The sequence below is a fragment of the Pseudomonas sp. TH34 genome (genome assembly GCF_016650865.1).
Taxonomy (GTDB): domain Bacteria; phylum Pseudomonadota; class Gammaproteobacteria; order Pseudomonadales; family Pseudomonadaceae; genus Aquipseudomonas; species Aquipseudomonas yamanorum.
The window spans coordinates 246,409-265,945 of sequence record NZ_JAEKFB010000035.1; the positions used below are offsets into that span (position 1 = coordinate 246,409).

Sequence of the window (19,537 nt, forward strand, 5' to 3'; positions counted from 1 at the left end):
GTGTACGCAATGGCCAGGCCGAAGCCCTATGAGCTGCGCTGCGGCGCCAGATACAGCCGCACCAACCCACGCAAGGTCTTGCGACCCCAGAACTTCAAAGGAATCTGCTTGAGGATCTCCCGCGCCAGCGGGCGGTCGCGGTCGGCGGTCTTGAGGAACATCGAGTTCAGGAAGTTGTAGCGAACCTGATCGTAGGCCGGATGATCGCTGAACAACCCGTAAGTCTTGAGGATGTTCTGGATCATGTAGCGATGATTCTTGTACGTATTGGTCGCGTGCTGCCGATAGCGCGCCATCACCACGCTCAACACGTCGATGGTGTAGCCGGCGTGGGTGATCTTCAACTCGATCAACAAGTCTTCCAGCGGAATCAGTGGATCGAATCCGCCGACTTCTTCCAGCGGCTGCCGACGGATCATCAGGGTCGGTGCCGGCGGAAAAGGCTTGCGGTCCAGGAACAGGTCATCGAAGGCCAGACTGCGAAACGGCAAATCGCGGCGCTGCTTCTTCTCCGGGTACGGCTTGCCGTCACCATCAATCAACTCGATATTGCCAGCACAGATGCCCACCTTCGGCTTGCCTTCCATGTAGGCAACCTGAGTGGCAATACGCTCGGGCAGCATGATGTCATCGGAACCGAATGGCACGATCAGGCTGCCTTTGGCGCGGGCGATGGCGCCGTTCAGAGTGTTGGTCAGGCCCTGGTTCTGCTGAACCTGGAAATCAAACCCGTGTTCGGCCTGCAAGCGCTGGATGCGCTCCACACTGTCGTCCTTGGAGCCATCGTCCACCACCAGCAACTCGATGTTGGGATAGGTCTGGCCGAGCACACTGAGGATACTCTGCTCGATATACGGGCCATGGTTGTAGGAGGCGATGATCACAGTGACCAGGGGTTGCTGCAGACTCATGCTTTACCTACTTCACGCAGACCGGTTTCGATCAGGTTCAAATACTTGTGCCGGAACTCGTCCAGGGTGTGGTTTTCTTCCAGGTAGCGGAACACTTGCTCGCCCTTGGCACGCAACTGCTCGTCGCTCAACGCCAGGTAAGTGTCCAGCGCCGCCGCCAGTTGCTCGATGTTGCCCGGGTCATGGGACAGCCCGCCTGCGCCTTCCACCAACGGCAACATCGCCGGGCCGTTGGAGGCGATGACCGGCAAATGGCCGCTCATGCCTTCCAGCAGCGCCAGGCCCAGGCCTTCGAACAGCGAGGGCATGGTCCAGATGTCGAAACCGCGCACGTACTTCATGCCATCTTCACGAAAGCCCAGCAGGTGCGCACGGCCGGTCAGGCCCAGGCGCTCGATGTCGGCGCGCAGGTCTGCTTCGGCGCGGCCAGAGCCGATGATGCCCACCTGAGCCTCAGGGTATTTGTCCTTGAGGGTGGCGAAGGCTTGCAGCAAATGAGTGTGGCCCTTGATCGGCACCAGCCGGCCCAAGGCGCCAATCATCCGCGCATCCAGCGGCAGGCCCAGGGCCTTGCGCGCTTCATCCCGCGGCAACTGCAAGGCCTCGGCCTGGGGGATGTCGATAGCATTGGTGACAAAGGTCGTGTTTTCACGGGTGAACCCACAGTTGAGGTCCACCAGGTAATCCCTGACCGCGGCCGACACCCCGACAAATCGCCACGCCGGGCTGACCCACTTCTGGGTCTGGCGCCGACGGTAGCCACGGGCGTACTCGCCAAAACCGTGGGAGATGCCGATGCACAGGGGAATCTTCAACCAGCGGTTGAGGGACAGCATCATGTTGACTGACTTGAAGCGGTTACAGATGACCACATCGAATTTCTGCTCGCGGCAATATTTGTAGATCTGCCACATAGCGCCGAAACGGATGCCCTTGAGGGATTTTTCCGGCAACTCGAAGTAATGGGAGTGTTCAGCCACGCTCAAGGGCTGGCCGGGCAGCGGACGGCCGCTGAGGAACCCGGATGTGACCTCGAAACGTTCAGCCGGCAAAGCCTTGACGATCTGCTCGCCGAGGTCGGCGAAGTCGTGGGTCTTGACGTTGTAGTCCGGCTGTAACTGCAAAACCTTGAAACGAGGTTTCATAACTCTCCATGCTGCAATCTGGCTGCGGGCACGCAGCCCGGCGAAAAAGGGGCGGCAGGCCCTGCAAGCCTGCCTTCAATAAGGTCTCAATCCTGCTTTAAAACCCAGAGCAATTCATGGCGGCGCACCGCCTTGCGGAAGAATTCATTCTCTCCGTAAGGCGATGGACTACGGCCCGCCAATAATTGCTGCAACCACCTGCGCACGCGTCGCTTGAACGGCGCCCGCGGCTGCAAGTCGTGCATCATGCCCAGGGCCATGGCCTTGTCCTGCTGCTGGCTCAACGTCAGCGGCAAGCTGCAAGGCACCAGTTCAAGCGCAGCATCAAAACGCGGCGGCAAGGCCACGCCAGCGCCCGAGTCGCCCATGGGCCAACGATCATTATCATGCAGGTGGTTGGCGTAGCCGAGCAATGTACCCGGCTGCCACTCCAGGCCTTGCAAGGCTTCGAGGATCGCGGCGTGGGCGCAGATGTGATCCGGGTGCGGATCCAGCAGCGGCGTTGGCAACACGATGACCTGAGGGCGCGCCTTGAGCAGCAACGCCCGGAGGTCGGCAATCAGGTTTTTCCAGGTTGGGGCACCGTCCACATCCCCGGGCAAGGCCAGGACATTGAACTGGCGAAACAGCCGCGTATCGTCCAACTGGGCTTCCCGGGAAGCCTGGGGCTGATCCGGCGCGGCCTGCATCGCCGGCAGTTGCATGCAGAAGTAGCCCAACTGCACGCACTGCGCCTCGGGTACGCCCGCCCAACGCGGCACGGTGACGCTATCCCAGGCACGCAGGCGGCCTTTTAGGCGTGCGGCATCGGCCTTGGGCATGCCCATTTGCTGATAGTGATCGGCTTCGATTTCGCCCGCTGTAAGGGTGACGATCCAGCTCTCATCGGCTTGGCTGTAGAGGCTGAAGGCGGCCAGCTCGGCATCGTCGGCATGGGGCGCAATGACCATCACGCGCTGGTGACGGTAATCCGGCTGGCGGAACAACCACAGCGTCGGCTGCCCCTTGATCCGGCAGAAACGCCCGCGCAAGCGCAGCTTACCTCCGGACAGCGCTTCGCCCATGCCTGTCAGGTTGAGATAGCGCCGCCCTGCGACACCTCGCTCGAAGACTTGCCGGTCTGGTGCATCCAGGCCCGATACCTCTACCGCAGGATCGAAAAAACGCCCAAGCCACGAGCTATTGAGCTCAACCCCAACGATCAGGGTTTCATCGCCCACCAAGGGCGTGTCCAACAGCAGGCGCCCTGCTTCAAGACGCAGACCCGCGCACTCGCTCCCTTCAGGAAACGCGTACTCATAGTCGTCTTTAGGCGAGTAGAACAGATGGTCGGCAAACCAGGCTTCATGCGCGGCCCACAGCACCACCGCCAGCAGCAGCGGCAACCACCAGGCCACCAGCACACCGACGGCCACCAACAGCAAAAGTCCCACCAACAACGCAATACGCTTGTTGCGCCGATGCTGCTTGAGCAGTTGCTGTTTGCGACTCATACGCTGAACACCGGCACTGGATTACACCAGCGCTCCTTGTATTCACGATCGGAACGCCCGAAGGAGAAACGCAGCGGCTTGTCGCTCGCTCGCGCTTGCTCCCAGGCACTTTGGGTATTCAGGAAGCTCAACACGCTGCCAGGGCTGAATGCCTTGGTTTCCGGGTCGACACCGCCGTTGACGTACTCGGCGCTGACCCACTCCGGGGCCTGCACCTGATACACCAGTTGCACGGCAATCGCAGCGTCATTGAGAAACAGCACCGAGCCGAACAGGAACTCCTTGAGCAGCTCCAGCACTTCGGCCAGACGTTCGGCCCCTGCGGCCGGGAAACCCCAGCGCCGCTGGAACAGGTCGCAGTAAATCGCCGCCAGTTCGCTGCTGGAAAACTCGCCGACCGCCCGCACCACGCCACCCGCCTCTTCCAGCAAACGCAGTTCGCGGCGCTGGTTGTAGCGAAACTTCTTCGACAGCTCTTCCGGTGTGCGCGCCATGGCCAACTGCTCGGCCTGGGGCTTGAGGGTGCTTACGCGCCCCTCATTCAGTGCAGAGAGATAACGCGCGCGATGGCGCAATGGCACCTGCGCATCGGCGGCAATCGGCAGAATGATCTCGGCATTACCCAGATCAAACAGGCCTTTTTTGCCTTTGCGCTTGAGCACGTCCTTGGACAGGGCCAAGTCGCGCCCCCAGGTAGCAATTGCACCTTTGAGCTCGCCGTCCTGCTCCCAGCCCAGGTAACGCACCGGAATCTGCGCCAGGTGCGCCAGCCGCTCGACGATCTGCGGATGGGTTGCCACGCTGCCACCAAAACGCTGCCAGGCCTGGGCGTAAACCTCGGCCTCGACAGGCTTCCAGCCACGTTCACGCCAGCCCTGGAAGCGGTTCAGCATTTAAACCACAGCGTCATAAGGGTCCACGCCGTCCTTGACCACGAGGATGTCTTCCATGATCAAGTACTGCAGGTCGGAACCGAAGAACATGTTCAGCGCATCAGTCGGCGAGCAGATCATCGCTTCACCACGACGGTTGAGCGAGGTGTTCAGCGACACACCGTTGCCGGTCAGCACTTCCAGCTCTTTCATCATGTCGTAGTAGCGCGGGTTGTATTCGCGCTTGAGCACCTGGGCACGGGAGGTACCATCTTCATGGACCACTTCCGGCACGCGGGTTTTCCACTCTTCCGACACCTCGAAGGTGAAGGTCATGAACGGCGCAGGGTGATCGACCTTGATCATCTGCGGCGCGACGGTGTCGAGCATCGACGGGCAGAAAGGCCTCCAGCGCTCGCGGAACTTGATCTGGTGGTTGATCCGGTCAGCCACGCCGGTGGCGCTTGGGCAACCGATGATCGACCGACCGCCCAAGGCACGCGGGCCAAACTCCATGCGGCCCTGGAACCAGGCCACCGGGTTGCCGTCGACCATGATCTTGGCGATGCGCTTGGGCATGTTTTCGATCTTGCGCCAGACCGGCTTGCTCTCGTGCTTGGCGCACGCGGCGATCACGTCTTCGCTGCTGTAGGACGGGCCGAGATAGACGTGTTCCATCTTCTCCACCGGTACACCACGGGCATGGGACACGTAGGCTGCCGCACCGACCGCAGTGCCGGCATCGCCGGACGCCGGCTGCACAAACAGCTCCTTGACGTCGTCACGGGCAATGATCTTCTGGTTCAGCTTGACGTTCAGTGCACAGCCGCCAGCGAAGGCCAGCTTGCCGGTGTCTTTGAGGATGTCGCCCAGGTAATGGTCGATCATCTGCAACGCCAGCTTCTCGAACAGTGCCTGCATGCTGGCCGCGTAGTGGATGTACGGCTCGTCGGCGATATCGCCTTCACGCTTCGGACCCAGCCACTCAATCAGCTTCGGCGAGAAGTAGAACCCCTTGCCCTTCTCTTTGTAGCGGCGCAGGCCGATGACGTTGGCGTAGTCGGTGTTGATCACCAGCTCGCCGTTTTCAAAGGAGGCCAGGCGCGAGAAGTCGTACTTGCTGGCATCGCCATACGGCGCCATGCCCATGACCTTGAACTCACCGTCGAGCATCTCGAAACCGAGGAACTCGGTGATCGCACCATAAAGGCCGCCGAGGGAGTCCGGATCGTAGAATTCCTTGATCTTGTGGATCTTGCCGTTTTCGCCGTAGCCGAAGAAGGTGGTGGCGTACTCACCCTTGCCGTCGATCCCGAGAATCGCGGTCTTCTCCTGGAAACCCGAGCAGTGGTAGGCGCTGGAAGCGTGGGCCAGGTGGTGTTCAACCGGTTCGATCTTGATTTTCTTCGGATCGAAGCCCAGTTGCTCCAGGCACCAGACGATCTTGTTGCGATAGCGCTTGTAGCGACGGTTGCCCATCAGGATCGCATCGAGGGCGCGGTCCGGGGCGTACCAGTAACGCTTGGCATAGTGCCAGCGGGCCTCGCCGAACAGGCTGATGGGGGCGAACGGAATCGCGACCACGTCAACGTCGGAAGGCTTGATACCGGCTTGTTCCAGGCAGAACTTCGCCGACTCGTAGGGCATGCGGTTCTTTGCATGTTTGTCGCGTACGAAGCGCTCTTCTTCGGCGGCAGCGATCAGCTTGCCGTCGATATACAAGGCTGCGGAAGGATCATGGCTAAGGGCGCCGGACAGGCCAAGAATCGTCAATGCCACAGGGGTCTAGCCTCTTTTAGTCTGCATGCAGGCGCGTCACGCCTGAAAAAAGTGTGTTTCTCGCCTGGGCGAGAAACAGCTAAAGGGCGGGATTATAGCGTAAACACGGCGCGGGATGATCTAGGGATTGTGGCGACCGGTTGTCACTGCAGACCTAGCGGAATATCTCGATGCTGCCGTCCCTGTTCTGGCGGTAAACCGTGTAGGGCAGCACGAGGGTGTCGAGCAAGCCGGAGCCCACGAGCTCGGCGGCGAAGATCGGCAGGGAGCCGGAGGCATCGCGGGTGTGCTCTTTGGTGGTGTCGGGGGCGCCGTTCAGTGTGCAAAAACCGTAGATCACCCCACTGTAGATACGCGGCACGTTTTCACAATAACTGCGCGATTCCTTGAGGTTCTGGCTGGCAACGGCGTCCGGGCGAAACACCGTGTTGATGGTGCCGCAACCGGTGGTGGATACCAGTACAGCGGCGAGAAGACATTTGGTTGCAAGACTCACGGACAACTCCATTTGGCATAAGTGTGGGCGTTCATCCCTGGCCCATATAACCCTACTGGATCCGTTTATGAACCCGGGCGCCAATAAATACTGATGTTGCCATCGGTACCTTGGCGATAAACCGTGTAGGGCAGGGCTACTGTATCAACAATGCCCGAGACCGTTATATCCAATAGAACGAACGGCACCAGTATTCCAGTAGGGTCCGGCACGGCATGCAGCAGGCAGAAATCGAAGGCGACGCCACTGTAGACACGAGGAATCGACTGACAATAGGTTTTTTGCTTTCTGAGTTCACGTGCCGCTGCCGCATCCTCGCGCAATACCGTATTGGCCGTTCCACAGCCGCTCAACACAAGGATTCCAATGCTTAGCGCAGCAGTCATTTTTAGTGTCATGGCCAGCCCTCTGAATGGTCAGCAACGCTAACATCGGCCCTGTTCGTGCCCCAGACCCTGTGCACCGCCGCGCCATGTAGGAGGATTCCGAAATGGTAAAAGCTGGCTGAATCGTTAAACTCGCGCACTTTTGTGCGTCATGGATGCTGGTTTACTCATGAAAGTTGTTGCCCCCAAACGCTTCGCCCTGTTGCTTCCCGGCCTTCTGGGGCTGTGTAACGGCGCCCAGGCCGACGAGGCTCCGTTGATTCTCGACCCCAGCGTGGTCACCGGCTCGCGCAGCGCCAGCCCCTCGTTTGACCTGCCTTATTCCGTGGACAGCATCAGCCGTGAGCAAATCAGCGACGGCCAACTGGGCATCAATGCCTCCGAAGCCTTGTCCCGCGTGCCTGGCCTGGTGGTTCAAAACCGCCAGAACTACGCCCAGGACTTGCAGATTTCCTCCCGTGGCTTCGGTGCCCGCTCGGCGTTTGGGGTGCGCGGTATCAAGCTGATCGCCGACGGCATCCCTGCCAGCACCCCGGACGGCCAGGGCCAGGCCGCCACGTTCAACCTCGACACCGCCGAGCGCATCGAAGTCCTGCGCGGCCCGGCCGCTACGCTCTATGGCAGCAATGCGGGCGGCGTAATCCAGATGTTTTCCCGCAACGGCGAAGGCCCACCGCGCATCGGCGCCGAGACGCTGGTGGGCAGTGACGGCCTGAGCAAGAACCATCTGACCGCCGAAGGCGCGGCAGACGGCGCAGGCTTCGTGCTGGATGCCTCGCGCATGGACACCGATGGCTATCGCGACCACAGCAGCGCCCGCCGCGACCAGACCTTTGCCAAGCTGAATTTCGAGCCCGATGAAGACAGCAAGCTGGCGCTGATCTACAGCAGCCTGGAGCAGAACGGCACGCAGGATCCGCTGGGCCAGGCGTGGGAGGCGTACAAGGCTGACCCGCGCTCGGTCAGCACTGCAGCGGAGCTATACAACACCCGCAAAAGCATCGACCACCAGCAAGTGGGGATGAACTACGAGCGGTACTTTGGTGAGGCAACGCTGCAGGTGAATGCCTACACCGGGCGGCGGAGCGTGATTCAGTATTTGTCGATTCCAAAATTCACTGACAAGGGGGGCCTTAATCCAGCCAACGAACGCGGCGGCGGCGTGGTGCAGTTCGACCGCAAGTTCTACGGCGGCTCCGTGCGCTGGATGCAGCCAATCGACAGCGTGCCTGGCGAGCTGATGATCATCACCGGCCTGGATTTCGACCAGAGCGAAGACAGCCGCCACGGCTACCAGAACTACAGCGGCAACACCCTTGGCGTAAAAGGCCAGCTACGCCGGGATGAAATCGACACCGCCCGCAGCCTCGACCCCTACGTCCAGGCCAACTGGGCCATCGACCGCTGGACCCTGCAAGCCGGAGTCCGCCACAGCACCATGGAACTGGACGTCGACGACCAGTTCCTGAGTAACGGCGACTCCAGCGGCAACAAGACCTACCAGAAGAACACGCCGTCCGTCAGCGTGATGTACGCCTTCACGCCCGACCTGCACGGCTACATCAGTGCCGGCAAGGGTTTCGAGACGCCGACTCAGGCGGAACTGGCCTATGCGCCAGGCAATATCGAAGGGTTTAACTTCGGCCTGAAGCCGTCCGAAAGCACACAATATGAAGTGGGCTTGAAGGCACAGCTGAGCGACACCCGGATCAACGCCGCTGTCTTCCAGATCACCACCGAGGACGAGTTGGTGGTGGATCAATCGATCGGCGGCCGCACCAGCTACCAGAACGCCGGTCGCACCCTGCGTCGCGGCTTCGAGCTGGGCATCGAAAGCCAGCTCAGCGAACAGTGGAGCACCAACATCGCCTACACCCGCCTGCAAGCCACCTACGACAGCGACTTCATCGGCGGCGGCAAACCGGTGGACAAAGGCAACTACCTCCCCGGCGTACCGCAAACCACACTATTCGCCGAACTCAACTGGAAGCCCAGGGACTGGGTCAGCACCGCCCTGGAAGGCATGTACCGCAGCAAGGTCTACGTCGAAGACACCAACCAGCAACACGCGGCACCGGGCTACAGCGTATTCAACTGGCGGGCGCGGTTTGAGCAGAAGGTGGAGCACTGGACCTTTCACCAGACCTTGCGCCTGGATAACTTGCTGGATCGCCAATATGTGGGGTCGGTGATTGTCGGAGACGGCAATGGCCGCTATTACGAAGCAGCGCCGGGACGCTCGTGGTACGCCGGCGCAGGCGCCGAGTACACATTTTAGAAACTGACCATCGAACTTGTGGCGAGGGAGCTTGCTCCCGTTGGGCCGCGCAGCGGCCCCAAACCCCCTACCCCACTGCCTTTGGCAACCGCTGGTCAATCACCCGATACAACGCACTGCTCTCAGGCCAGTTACGCATAAACCTTGCCCGATCCCTGGCATATGCCGGAGCGAAGCTGCTCAAGGACGTGTGCTGACACATCGAATCAAGGTCGATAAGCGCCCAGCGATCCGTGTGCCAGAACAGGTTATGCCCCTTGAAATCCCCATGGCTGATGCGCTCGCGGATCAACTCTGCAAACAAGTAATCCAGGGCCTGCAATTCGGCCTCGGGCGCCTCGCCACTTTCAACGTACGGTGCAAACCGCTCGATGATGTCCGGCCCCGGCAGGTACTCGGTCACCAGGTACGCCCGGCTGCGCAGCCACAGGAAACGCTTTTCCAGCAACGCCAGCGGCTTGGGCGTGGCGATACCGAGGAACGCCAGGCGATTGCCTTCGCGCCACGAATGCCAGGCCCGGCTCGGCCGCCAGAAACGCTTGAGCCAATGGGCAAAACCCTTGATGTTGTAGCGTTTGATCACGAGGGGCCGACCGCCCACCTCGACCTTGGCGACACTGGCTGCACCACCGGTCTTATACAGGTGGCCCTGATCCAGCAGCGCGTCGGCCTGCTCCAGCACCGGCAGCATCGACGCTTCTTCCTCACGACGGGTCGCGCGCAACGCGAATGGCCCGCGCACCACACTGAACAACGTGCACTCACGGCCAACCTTGCTCAGGAAATCCTTCAAGCGCCAGGCACTGACTTTACGTACCTGCTTTTGCAGCGCTTCCAGCGGCAAGGCATGCTCGCCATTGCTCAGCAGATAATGCACCAGCAGCTCTTCGGTAAATGGCTCGAGGTTTTTCGGCAACTGTGCGAAAAACACCCCGAGGTTTTCCAGCACCCGGTTGCGCGACAGCGGCTTGCCCGCCTCTTCGACACAGATCCCGGCACCATCGATCAGATACAGCTTGCCGTCCTGGCGCAGCAGGTTGTCCAGGTGCAGGTCTTCCTGCCACAAGCCTTTGGCGTGCATCTGCGCAATCGCACCCAGCGCTTCGGCGAGCACCGCTTGCTGCTCGTCAGCCAGAGGCGGCAAGGCTTCGACGGCATGCCAGGCATCGGCCAGGCTGTCGGCGCCTTCCAGAAACTCGAACAGCAGCCAACCACCCTCACCTTCTTGCAGACCATCGGCCAGCAACAGCGGCGTGGTCAGGCCTTGCTCGGCCAACAACCGCACGCCCCTGAGTTCACGCTGAAAATGCCGCGCCGCCTTGCTGCCCACCAGCAGCTTGGCCAGCACCGGGCGCCCGCGCCACACGGCTGCGCCGACATAGCGCTGGCCCGGCAATACCCGCAGCAAACTGAGCAATTGCAACTGCCCAGGCCCGGCAGCGTCCGCCAGCTCGATGTTCAAGGGCAGGCTGGGTGTACGGCCGGCATTTTTCAGTTCGGACAAACGCATCAGCGCTTCTCCTTGTGAGTACGACGGGCTGCCAGGCGCTGATGCCAAGTGGCGACCAACGCGCTGCTCTCAGGCTGATCCAGATACGCCGCCAACAGCTGGCGCACCTGATCGTCCGACCATTGCGGCGCACGGCGCAACAGCGGTTCCAGGTCCTTGACCCGATCACGCCAGCCAAACAGCAGCGGGCGGGTTTTCTCCAGGTCGATCAATTGTGCCGCATACCCGTCGCCGGTGGCCTGCAGGAAAATATGCTTGGGATAAAAACAGCCATGCACCTGGCCCACGCTGTGCAACTGACGAGCAAGCTGACCGCAGGCCAGCAGGATTGCCCGCTGCTGCACGTCGCTCAACTCAGACCATTGCTCCAGCAATGAATCCAGATCATTCCAACCATCCAGCGCCCGGGTCAGCAACATCGCCCGATGCTCTCCGGCCACTTTGCGCTCACCGAAAAACGCCGCCTGCAACGCCGGAATACCCAACTGCCGATAGCGGCTGATGTTACGAAACTCGCGGGCAAAACTCGGCTCGCCAAACGGGCGGTGCAAGGTGCGCGTCAGGTAGTTGCTCTGGCGCTTGAGGTAGTAGCCCTGGCCTTCGAGTTCGAGGCGAAACACGCTGCTCCAGCCGCCGCGGCTGGTATTGGGCTCGTCCACGGCATCCAGTTGCTTGGCCCACAGCGCGTCGAAAGTGCCGAGGCCGTTGCGCTCAAGCAATGCTCGATCTTCGGCCGCCAGGAAATCACTCATTCTCGCCCCTCGAAAAACTTCACCACGTGGCGAATTCGCTGTTTGTCCGCCGCACTCAGGTGTTTGCGCTGACGGTATTGCATGTAGAAGCGCAGGCGCTGGGTAGCCGACAAGTGATACTTGGCGACCTTGTCCAGGCAGGCCAGGTCCTTGGTGATGCGGTACTTGAGCCAGAACCCGCGCCAGAAATCGCCGTTGGGGCAATCGATCAGGTACAGGGTTTGCTGGTCGTCCACCAACAAGTTGCGCCACTTCAAATCGTTATGGGTAAACCGGTGGTCGTGCATGGTCCGCGTGTATTCAGCGAGCTGCCGACTGACCTTGCTGACCCACACCGGGTCGGACAGTTGCGGGTCATTGCGCTCGGCCAATGCCGACAAGTCTTCGGTCTTGGGCAGCTCGCGCGTGATCATCGCCCCACGGTGATAAGCCAGGCCTTTGCGTTCCAGGCCCCAGGCGATCACGTCGGCGGTGGGAATACCCCACTTGGCGAAGCGCTTGAGGTTCTGCCATTCAGACTTGACCCTTGGCTTGCCCAGGTAGCGGCGCAACCCCTTGCCCGCGCCGACGTAGCGCTTGACGTAATAGTTGACCCCACCGCGCTCCACGCGAATCACTTCGGATAGTGGATCGCGGGTCAGCCGCTCGCCTTGCAGGGCGAACACTGCTTCCAGGCTACCAAAGTCATCCGCCAGGGCGGCGTAAGCGGGTTCCAGGTTCCAACCCGCCATCAGAGCGCATCCCCGTAGCGTTGCTTGCGGTCGTAGAGCTTGGCCGCCTTGCGTTCCAGCCATCCCAGCAAGGCGGCTTCTTCAGCGAGAATCTGGCGCAGTGGCTGCTGGAAGTAACCCTTGAGGAAGCGCAGTTTGTCGCGGCGGGTCAGGCCGATGTCCAGGGCCGAGAAGTACAGCGCGGCCAGGTCCTTGTTGCGCCAGCGCAACGGAATCTTCGAACGTACCTGGGCACGGTGCAGGTCGATCACCGACAGCTTGAAGTCATCGGCTACCAGCGGCTTGTCGGTGTGCAGCAGGAAATGGCAGATGTAGCAGTCACGGTGGTTGACCCCGGCGCGGTGCATCATGCCGGTCATGCGCGCCACTTCGGCGATCAGCGCATGCTTGATCACAGGCGCCGGCGGCTGCTTGACCCAGTCCATGCTCAGGTCTTCGAGGCTGACGGTCGGCGCCAGTTCTTCGGTGACGATGAATGAGTGCTGGTCCGCCGGGTTGCTGCCCTTTTCGCCGTAAGCGACGGCGGTCATGGTCGGTACGCCCACTTCCTGCAAACGCTGGATCGCCAGCCATTCCTGGCCCGCGCCCAATACCGGTAACTTGGCGGTGATCAGGTTCTTGAGGATTTCGGCCCAGCCGATCCCCCGGTGGATTTTCACGAAAAAGCCGTGGCCGTCCACTTCCGTACGCAAGGTACGGCGGGCGTCCAGTTCACGGTACACCTGACCGTCCAGCTTCTCGACTTCGGCGAACGCATCGCGTCCGGCCCACAGGGTCTTGAACGGTTCGGCAAGAATCAACTTCATCGGTTTGGCTCCGCCAGAATCAGGTCCGCAGCGTACTGCGGCATGCTATAGAGGTCGGCCGTCTCAGCGAAGGCCAGACCATTGCGGCTCCAGGCCGCGCGCGCTTGTGGATCGTCGAGCATGTCGACCAGGTACTGGTTGAGTTGGGCCTGCTCGAACGGCTCGTCCAATACCCGGCCATTCTGGGCCTTGTCGATGTAAAACGCGTAACCGCAGACCTTGCTCACCAGTACCGGGAGGCCGGCGACCACCGCTTCGATCAGCACCATGCCGGCCGCCTCGTTGTACGCGGGGTGGATCAACAGGTCCGCGCCCAGCAGAAAGCGCGGGATATCGCTGCGCCCCTTGAAGAACTGCACCTGATCGCCCAGGCCCAGCGCAGCACTCTGCAATTGGAATACTTTGGGGTCGTCCTGGCCGATTACAAATAGCCGGGTGCGTTTCTTCAGGTTCGACGGCAGCGCGGCCACGGCTTTGAGGCTGCGATCGACGCCCTTGGTCTTGAAGCCCGAGCCGATCTGCACCAGCAGCAAATCATCTTCGGCCAGGCCGAATTCGCGACGAAACTCAGCGCGGATCTCGGCAGCGTTGGGCGGCGCGCGGCGGTCGCGGGCGATACCCGGCGGCAACAAGTGAAAACGCTCGGCCTGGGTGCCGTAATACTGGGTGAACAGCTGCTGCTGGTGCTCGGACAGCACCATGATCTGCGTCTTGGCGTCCTTGTCGAACACCGCACGCTCGTATTCGGCAAAGTGCTTGTATCGGCCAAACCAGCGGTACATCGGGTTGCGCAGGGTCTGCGCCTTGTCTTCGAACACACCGTCGGCGGCGAAGTACAGGTCCAACCCCGGCATCTTGTTGAAGCCCACCACGCGGTCCACCGGGCGCTTGGCCAGGTCGGCCTGGATCCAGGCGTAGAGCTTTTCATTGCGCCGATGGTTGACCAACGCCTTGACCGGCGCCACCAGCACTTCGAAGCCCGGCGGCACGTCACCTTCCCAGATCAGCGTGTAGACGCGGATCTTGTGGCCGCGCTTCTGGCACTCCAGGGCAATGCGCATGAAGTCGCGCTGCAGGCCACCAAAGGGGAAATACTTGTAGAGGACAAAAGCCAGTTGCATCAGTGTTCCTCAGCCAATAACAACGTGCTTAATCGCGTTGCGACACGCTCAGGGTTCAGGCGAGTGAAGCACAGGGGCCACTCGCGCTTGAGATCAAACCGGCGCTGGTCTTCGGCAGTCGGTTGATAAGTGCATTTCTTTTGCAGGCACGGCGCACACGGAAAATCGCTGGCCAGGTGGACCTGCGCCTTACCGTAGGCGCCGGTCAGGCCTGGATTGGTGGGGCCGAACAGGGAAATCGTCGGCACATCCAGCGCGGCCGCCAAGTGACCAAGACCGGTGTCGACTGCGACACACGCCTTGGCACTCGCCAGCACTCGCGCCACGCCCGCCAGGTTCAGCTTGGGCAGCACTTCAGCGTTCTTCAGGCCGCTGGCCAAGCGTTCAGCCCGAGCCTTTTCGGCGGCATTGCCCCACGGCAACTTCACGTCCACGCCGAAGCGGTCCATGCGTTCGGCCAGGTCGCGCCAGTAGGCTTCCGGCCAGTGCTTGGTGTCCCAGGTGGTGCCGTGCAGCAGCAGTACAAACGGTTTTTTCGGCGGCAGGCCCAGCAGCTTGTCGACGCTGAGGCCGTAGTCGCCCAAGCCCTTGGGAAGGTCGTAGCCCAGTGCGACGGCAAACAGCTGGCGCAAACGCTCCACCGCATGCTGCCCACGGGCCACGGCCAAACGCCGGGAATAGAAGTGCGCCGCCAACGGTTCGCGAGCCGACTGCTTGTCGAAGCCGGCAACGGGAGCACGTACGTAGCGGGTCAGCCAGGCGCTTTTCAACAGGCCCTGAGCATCGATCACCAAGTCGTATTTGGTCGACTGCACGCTCTTTTTGAAGCACCGCCACTCGCCACTCTTGAAGGTCTGCCAGAGGTTCTTGCGCCAGCGGCGGATCGCCACCGGGATCACCTTGTCCACCGCCGGGTGCCAGGTGGGAATCTCGGCGAAGCCTTCTTCCACCACCCAGTCAAACCGGATGCCCGGGATCGCCCGCGCCGCGTCGGTCAACGCCGGCAAGGCATGAATCACGTCGCCCAGGGATGAGGTCTTGATTACCAGAACCCGCAACTTAACGGACCTCGACCACAGTGCCCTGCAACCGCTGCAACGCGTCGCTGACAGGTTGCGGCAGCAACTGGCGCAGGCAGTTGTAGTGGCCGAAGCGGCAGGTGCGATCAAAACACGGGCTGCAATCCAGGCCCAGGCGCACCACTTCGACCTTGTCGGCCAACGGTGGGGTAAACCCGGGAGATGTAGAGCCGTACACCGCTACCAGCGGGCGGTTCAGCGCCGCGGCCACGTGCATCAGGCCAGAGTCGTTGGACACCACCGAATCGGCGCAGGACAGCAAGTCGATGGCCTCGGCCAGGGACGTGTCGCCGCTGAGGTTGACGGCTTCTTCCCGCAGGCCCGGGATCAGACGCTGGCGAATGTCCTCGCCCACCGAATGATCGTTTTTCGAGCCAAACAACCAGACTTGCCAGCCCTCGCGAATCTTCATCTCCGCGACCTTGGCGTAATGCTCCGACGGCCAGCGCTTGGACTCGCCAAACTCGGCGCCAGGGCACAGCGCCAGCACCGGACGGTCCAGCTCCAGGCCGAACTTGGCCAGGGCTGCGTCGCGGGTAACCGGGTCGATTTGCAGGCTCGGGCGCGGATACGGTGCAAGCAGCTCGGCACCCGGCGCGTAGGCCAGGGCCATGAAGCGCTCGATCATCAGCGGGTAGCGGGCCTTGTCGAGCTTGCGCACATCATTGAGCAGGCCATAGCGAAACTCGCCACGCCAGCCGGTGCGCTTGGGAATACCGGCGAAGAACGGCACCAGCGCCGATTTCATCGAGTTGGGCAACAGTATCGCCTGATCGTACTGGCCAGCCAGGGACTTGCCGATACGTCGACGGGTCGCCAGTTCCAGCGCGCCATGGCCGAGCGGGAAGCTCAAAGCCTGACGCACCTCGGGCATACGCTCAAGAATCGGCCGGCTCCACTCGGGGGCGAGCACGTCGATTTGGCAGTCGGGATGGCGTTGTTTCAGGCACTGGAACAGTGTCTGTGCCATCACCATGTCACCGACCCAACTGGGCCCAACGATCAGAATATTCATGTAGTTTCCACAAACGATACGGGGAGGCTCATGCCTCCCCGCCTTATATAGTTTCAGCTTAACCCCAGTTCATGCCAGATTCGCTGCACCTGGCGCCGTTCGTCAGCGAACTGATCCCCGGCAACGGTCCCGGCCTCGTTCTGCAAGGCCTGGCGGTGAGCGGCGGAACGGTAGGCTTTATACACCTCGCGCAGCAAATGGGCATCGGCAGCGGGCATCAGCCCGACCTGCTCCAGCCCTTCCAGAATGCGGATATTGTCGGTGTAGCGCAGCAACGATGGATGTTGCGCAGACCACGCCAAAGCCGCGTATTGCACCATAAATTCAATATCGACGATACCTCCGGCGTCCTGCTTGAGGTCGAACGCCACCGTGGGTTCGAAGGCATTCGCCGCCGTTCCCGCCGCCGTGGACTTGGTACCCAGGTTGTCGCGCATCTTGGCGCGCATCTCGCTGACCTCCTGGCGCAGCTTGTCCAGGTCCTGTGCACGGCCCAGCACTTGCGCCCGCACCTGCTCGAAAGCACGCCCCACATCCTGACTGCCTACCAGCACCCGCGCACGTACCAGTGCCTGGTGCTCCCAGGTCCAGGCTTCGTTTTCCTGATAACGCGCAAATGCGCCCAGGGAACTCACCAGCAAACCGGATGCGCCCGAAGGCCGCAGGCGCATGTCCACCTCATACAATTGCCCGGAGTTGGTCTGGGTGGTCAGCAAGTGAATGATCCGCTGGCCCAGTCGGGTAAAGAACTGCGCGCCGTCGATCGGCTTGGCGCCGTCGGTTTCGGCTTGCGGGTCACCGTCATGGATAAATACCAGGTCCAGGTCCGAACCATGCCCCAATTCGATGCCGCCGACTTTCCCATAACCGACAATGATGAAGCCAGGATCGCACAAGGTGCCGTCCACCCGTTGCGGCGAGCCGTGACGGGCGACGGTCTGGCGCCAGGCCAGGGCCAGCACTTGCTCGAGGATGGCTTCGGCGAGCCAGGTCAGGTAGTCGCTGACTTTCATCAGCGGCAGGCTGCCGGCGATTTCCGAAGCGGCCACCCGCAGGCGGTGGGCCAGTTTGAAGTGACGCAGGGCTTCCATCTGCTGCTCAAGGTCATCTTCGGGGATACGTGTCAGGCGCTCGCGCAATTCGGCGGCCAGTTCCGGCGCCAGCGGCGGCTTGAACAGGCGTCCTTCGTTGAGCAATTCGTCCAGCAGCAGCGGGAAGCGGGTGATCTGTTCGGCAATCCACGGGCTGGCGGCGCACAGGGTCAGGAGGCGACGCAGGGCGTCGGGGTTTTCCGTCAGCAGCACCAGATAAGCGGAACGCCGGGCGACGGCTTCGACCAAGGGCAGGACGCGCTCCAGCACCAGATCCGGGTTGGCGTGCTCGACAGCCTGGGCCAGCAGACGTGGGATAAACGCATCCAGGCGCTCGCGACCCAATCGCTGCATGGCACGCAGTTGTGGACTGCTGCGCAGGCCGGCCAAGGCTTTCAAGGCCTTGGGCGCGTCGGCAAAACCACCCTCCTGCAACTGTCGGCAAGCCGCTTCTTCGTCCTGGGACTCCTCCCACAACGGCAACCACTCACCGCCCACCACCAGCTCGCTCTCTTCGCCCTCTTCTTCATCCGGGTCGGCAATCACCTGGCGGAAATGCCAGTCCACCCGGCCACGCCAGTACATCAGGCGCTCATGGAACTCAGCCCAGTCCGGGAACCCCATCATGAAGGCAATCCGCGCCTGGTCTTCGGTGCCGTCCGGGAGCATCTGCGTCTGGCGATCGGCAATCGCCTGGATCGCGTGCTCGGTGTAGCGCAGGAATTCATAGCCATCGCGCAGCTCAGCAATCACCGCCGGTGGCAGGTAGCCCTGGCCTTCCAGGGTGCCCAGCACTTTTAACAGCGGGCGTTGTTGCAGGCTCAGGTCGCGGCCGCCGTGGATCAGTTGGAACGCCTGGGCGATAAATTCGACTTCACGAATGCCGCCCGAGCCCAGCTTGATGTTCTCGGCCATGCCCTTGCGCCGCACTTCCTGCTGGATCAACTGCTTCATGGTGCGCAGCGCTTCGATGGCGGAGAAGTCCAGGTAACGCCGGTAGACAAACGGTCGCAGCATGTCGAGCAGTTGCGCGCCAGCCACCTGGTCACCCGCCACCACCCGCGCCTTGATCATGGCGTAGCGTTCCCAGTCGCGGCCCTGATCCTGGTAGTACTGCTCCAGCGCGTTGAAGCTGAGCACTAGCGCCCCGGCTGAACCGTAGGGCCGCAGGCGCATGTCGACGCGGAACACAAAGCCGTCGACGGTCATCGGGTCCAGGGCCTTGATCAGTTTTTGACCAAGACGGATGAAGAATTCCTGGTTATCCAGAGAGCGCTTCACGCCGACCGTGTCGCCGCCTTCGGGGTAGGCAAAGATCAGGTCGATATCGGACGACAGGTTCAACTCCACGGCACCGAGCTTGCCCATGCCGAGGATGACCATATGCTGCGGTTCACCGCTGCGACGACCAGTGGGGGTGCCGAACAAGGCGCAGTGGCGCTGGTACAACCACTGATACGCCTGGTCGATGCTGGCGTCGGCCATGTCCGATAGATCACGGCAGGTTTGCACCAGGTCCGCCTGTCGGGTCAGGTCGCGCCAGATGATCCGCACTTGCTGGCGCGTGCGCTGGCGTCGCAGAACGCGGCCCAGCTCGTCTTCTGTCTGGGCTTGCTGCACGGCAACCGCAATCTGCCCGCACAGCTCGCCGGGGGCAAAGCCGCGGTCCAGCTCGCCCCAGGCCACCAGTTCCAGCAACATCAAAGGGTCACGAACACTCTGTTCAATGACGAAATCACTGGCGGCGCACACACGGGCGAAGTCAGCCCAACGTTGCGGCGTCCACTCAGAAAGGCCATTATCGCCGTCCAATCCGGCCACGGCGTCACGAAATGACTGCTCGGCCCGCTTGGCAAATGGAAGCAGGATGGCCGGTAGTTCGGCCTGCATTGGAAGGCTCATGGTCTATCCTTGATCGGCGCGTAAAGGGCTTGTAGCTGTGAACGCAAGAACCACGCTCGGTGAAGGACTGTCGAACAAAGGTTAGAAATAGCTGAAAATTTTTCTTTTTTGGCAGTCAACATCAATTCTCTACCCTTTCCTGTTCGCAAAAGATCAACAATAACGATTAT

Annotated in this window: 16 protein-coding genes; 1 reads left to right on the forward strand and 15 read right to left on the reverse strand. The window is 61.5% G+C overall.

Annotated features, from left to right (window positions below; genetic code table 11):
• Nucleotides 1-26: 26 nt before the first annotated feature.
• From JFU58_RS30430 to JFU58_RS30460, 7 genes are all read right to left on the reverse strand, one after another.
• Entirely contained in the window at nucleotides 27-911 is an 885-nt protein-coding gene (locus tag JFU58_RS30430; RefSeq protein WP_201143011.1) for a glycosyltransferase, read from the reverse strand.
• Entirely contained in the window at nucleotides 908-2,056 is a 1,149-nt protein-coding gene (locus JFU58_RS30435) for a glycosyltransferase family 4 protein (RefSeq protein WP_063033417.1), read from the reverse strand. The genes JFU58_RS30430 and JFU58_RS30435 overlap by 4 nt, the downstream gene beginning before the upstream one ends.
• Nucleotides 2,057-2,142: 86 nt before the next feature.
• Complete coding sequence (locus JFU58_RS30440; protein WP_201143012.1) at nucleotides 2,143-3,549, reverse strand: PIG-L deacetylase family protein; 1,407 nt, start codon at nucleotides 3,547-3,549, stop codon at nucleotides 2,143-2,145.
• The gene (locus JFU58_RS30445; RefSeq protein ID WP_201143013.1) at nucleotides 3,546-4,442 is read right to left on the reverse strand and encodes a GNAT family N-acetyltransferase; all 897 of its coding nucleotides are present in this window, start codon (nucleotides 4,440-4,442) and stop codon (nucleotides 3,546-3,548) included. The genes JFU58_RS30440 and JFU58_RS30445 overlap by 4 nt, the downstream gene beginning before the upstream one ends.
• Entirely contained in the window at nucleotides 4,443-6,200 is a 1,758-nt protein-coding gene (locus JFU58_RS30450; RefSeq protein ID WP_201143014.1) for a carbamoyltransferase C-terminal domain-containing protein, read from the reverse strand.
• A gap of 154 nt (nucleotides 6,201-6,354) precedes the next feature.
• Nucleotides 6,355-6,708, reverse strand: coding sequence for a YceK/YidQ family lipoprotein (locus JFU58_RS30455; RefSeq protein WP_063033421.1), 354 nt, complete (start codon nucleotides 6,706-6,708; stop codon nucleotides 6,355-6,357).
• A gap of 53 nt (nucleotides 6,709-6,761) precedes the next feature.
• Complete coding sequence (locus JFU58_RS30460; RefSeq protein WP_201143015.1) at nucleotides 6,762-7,094, reverse strand: YceK/YidQ family lipoprotein; 333 nt, start codon at nucleotides 7,092-7,094, stop codon at nucleotides 6,762-6,764.
• Nucleotides 7,095-7,251: 157 nt separating this feature from the next.
• On the opposite strand from JFU58_RS30460, the gene JFU58_RS30465 reads away from it, so the two are divergent.
• Nucleotides 7,252-9,360 carry a TonB-dependent receptor family protein gene (locus JFU58_RS30465; protein ID WP_201143016.1) on the forward strand — a complete coding sequence of 703 codons (2,109 nt, stop codon included), beginning with the start codon at nucleotides 7,252-7,254 and terminating at the stop codon, nucleotides 9,358-9,360.
• Between the two features lie 67 nt (nucleotides 9,361-9,427).
• Here JFU58_RS30465 and JFU58_RS30470 read toward each other — a convergent pair whose 3' ends face one another.
• From JFU58_RS30470 to glnE, 8 genes are read right to left on the reverse strand one after another with little or no spacing between them, the layout of a single operon-like run.
• Complete coding sequence (locus JFU58_RS30470) at nucleotides 9,428-10,870, reverse strand: lipopolysaccharide kinase InaA family protein (RefSeq protein WP_201143017.1); 1,443 nt, start codon at nucleotides 10,868-10,870, stop codon at nucleotides 9,428-9,430.
• Entirely contained in the window at nucleotides 10,870-11,622 is a 753-nt protein-coding gene (locus tag JFU58_RS30475) for a lipopolysaccharide kinase InaA family protein (RefSeq protein ID WP_063033424.1), read from the reverse strand. The genes JFU58_RS30470 and JFU58_RS30475 overlap by 1 nt, the downstream gene beginning before the upstream one ends.
• Nucleotides 11,619-12,353: a lipopolysaccharide kinase InaA family protein gene (locus JFU58_RS30480; protein ID WP_017478300.1), complete on the reverse strand. Its 735-nt coding sequence runs from the start codon at nucleotides 12,351-12,353 to the stop codon at nucleotides 11,619-11,621. The genes JFU58_RS30475 and JFU58_RS30480 overlap by 4 nt, the downstream gene beginning before the upstream one ends.
• A complete protein-coding gene (gene rfaP, locus JFU58_RS30485; RefSeq protein WP_063033425.1) occupies nucleotides 12,353-13,159 on the reverse strand; it encodes a lipopolysaccharide core heptose(I) kinase RfaP in 807 nt (268 codons plus the stop codon). Before rfaP ends, JFU58_RS30480 begins: the two co-directional genes overlap by 1 nt.
• Nucleotides 13,156-14,280 carry a glycosyltransferase family 4 protein gene (locus JFU58_RS30490; RefSeq protein ID WP_201143018.1) on the reverse strand — a complete coding sequence of 375 codons (1,125 nt, stop codon included), beginning with the start codon at nucleotides 14,278-14,280 and terminating at the stop codon, nucleotides 13,156-13,158. The genes rfaP and JFU58_RS30490 overlap by 4 nt, the downstream gene beginning before the upstream one ends.
• A complete protein-coding gene (gene waaC / locus JFU58_RS30495; protein ID WP_201143019.1) occupies nucleotides 14,280-15,338 on the reverse strand; it encodes a lipopolysaccharide heptosyltransferase I in 1,059 nt (352 codons plus the stop codon). Before waaC ends, JFU58_RS30490 begins: the two co-directional genes overlap by 1 nt.
• 1 nt (nucleotide 15,339) lies before the next feature.
• Nucleotides 15,340-16,374, reverse strand: a complete 1,035-nt coding sequence (waaF, locus tag JFU58_RS30500; protein ID WP_093202457.1) for a lipopolysaccharide heptosyltransferase II — start codon at nucleotides 16,372-16,374, stop codon at nucleotides 15,340-15,342.
• Nucleotides 16,375-16,427: 53 nt separating this feature from the next.
• On the reverse strand, nucleotides 16,428-19,367 hold the full coding sequence (gene glnE / locus JFU58_RS30505) for a bifunctional [glutamate--ammonia ligase]-adenylyl-L-tyrosine phosphorylase/[glutamate--ammonia-ligase] adenylyltransferase (protein ID WP_201143020.1): 2,940 nt from the start codon (nucleotides 19,365-19,367) through the stop codon (nucleotides 16,428-16,430).
• Nucleotides 19,368-19,537 lie beyond the last annotated feature (170 nt).

Bases quoted from the DNA above. Each gene is read 5' to 3' on its own strand.
- JFU58_RS30460 (WP_201143015.1), bottom strand. From the start codon at position 7,094: ATGACACTAAAAATGACTGCTGCGCTAAGCATTGGAATCCTTGTGTTG.
- glnE (WP_201143020.1), bottom strand. From the start codon at position 19,367: ATGAGCCTTCCAATGCAGGCCGAACTACCGGCCATCCTGCTTCCATTT.
- waaF (WP_093202457.1), bottom strand. From the start codon at position 16,374: ATGAATATTCTGATCGTTGGGCCCAGTTGGGTCGGTGACATGGTGATG.
- JFU58_RS30470 (WP_201143017.1), bottom strand. From the start codon at position 10,870: ATGCGTTTGTCCGAACTGAAAAATGCCGGCCGTACACCCAGCCTGCCC.
- JFU58_RS30455 (WP_063033421.1), bottom strand. From the start codon at position 6,708: ATGGAGTTGTCCGTGAGTCTTGCAACCAAATGTCTTCTCGCCGCTGTA.
- JFU58_RS30475 (WP_063033424.1), bottom strand. From the start codon at position 11,622: ATGAGTGATTTCCTGGCGGCCGAAGATCGAGCATTGCTTGAGCGCAAC.
- JFU58_RS30435 (WP_063033417.1), bottom strand. From the start codon at position 2,056: ATGAAACCTCGTTTCAAGGTTTTGCAGTTACAGCCGGACTACAACGTC.
- JFU58_RS30480 (WP_017478300.1), bottom strand. From the start codon at position 12,353: ATGGCGGGTTGGAACCTGGAACCCGCTTACGCCGCCCTGGCGGATGAC.
- JFU58_RS30445 (WP_201143013.1), bottom strand. From the start codon at position 4,442: ATGCTGAACCGCTTCCAGGGCTGGCGTGAACGTGGCTGGAAGCCTGTC.
- JFU58_RS30465 (WP_201143016.1), top strand. From the start codon at position 7,252: ATGAAAGTTGTTGCCCCCAAACGCTTCGCCCTGTTGCTTCCCGGCCTT.
- JFU58_RS30430 (WP_201143011.1), bottom strand. From the start codon at position 911: ATGAGTCTGCAGCAACCCCTGGTCACTGTGATCATCGCCTCCTACAAC.
- rfaP (WP_063033425.1), bottom strand. From the start codon at position 13,159: ATGAAGTTGATTCTTGCCGAACCGTTCAAGACCCTGTGGGCCGGACGC.
- JFU58_RS30490 (WP_201143018.1), bottom strand. From the start codon at position 14,280: ATGCAACTGGCTTTTGTCCTCTACAAGTATTTCCCCTTTGGTGGCCTG.
- JFU58_RS30440 (WP_201143012.1), bottom strand. From the start codon at position 3,549: ATGAGTCGCAAACAGCAACTGCTCAAGCAGCATCGGCGCAACAAGCGT.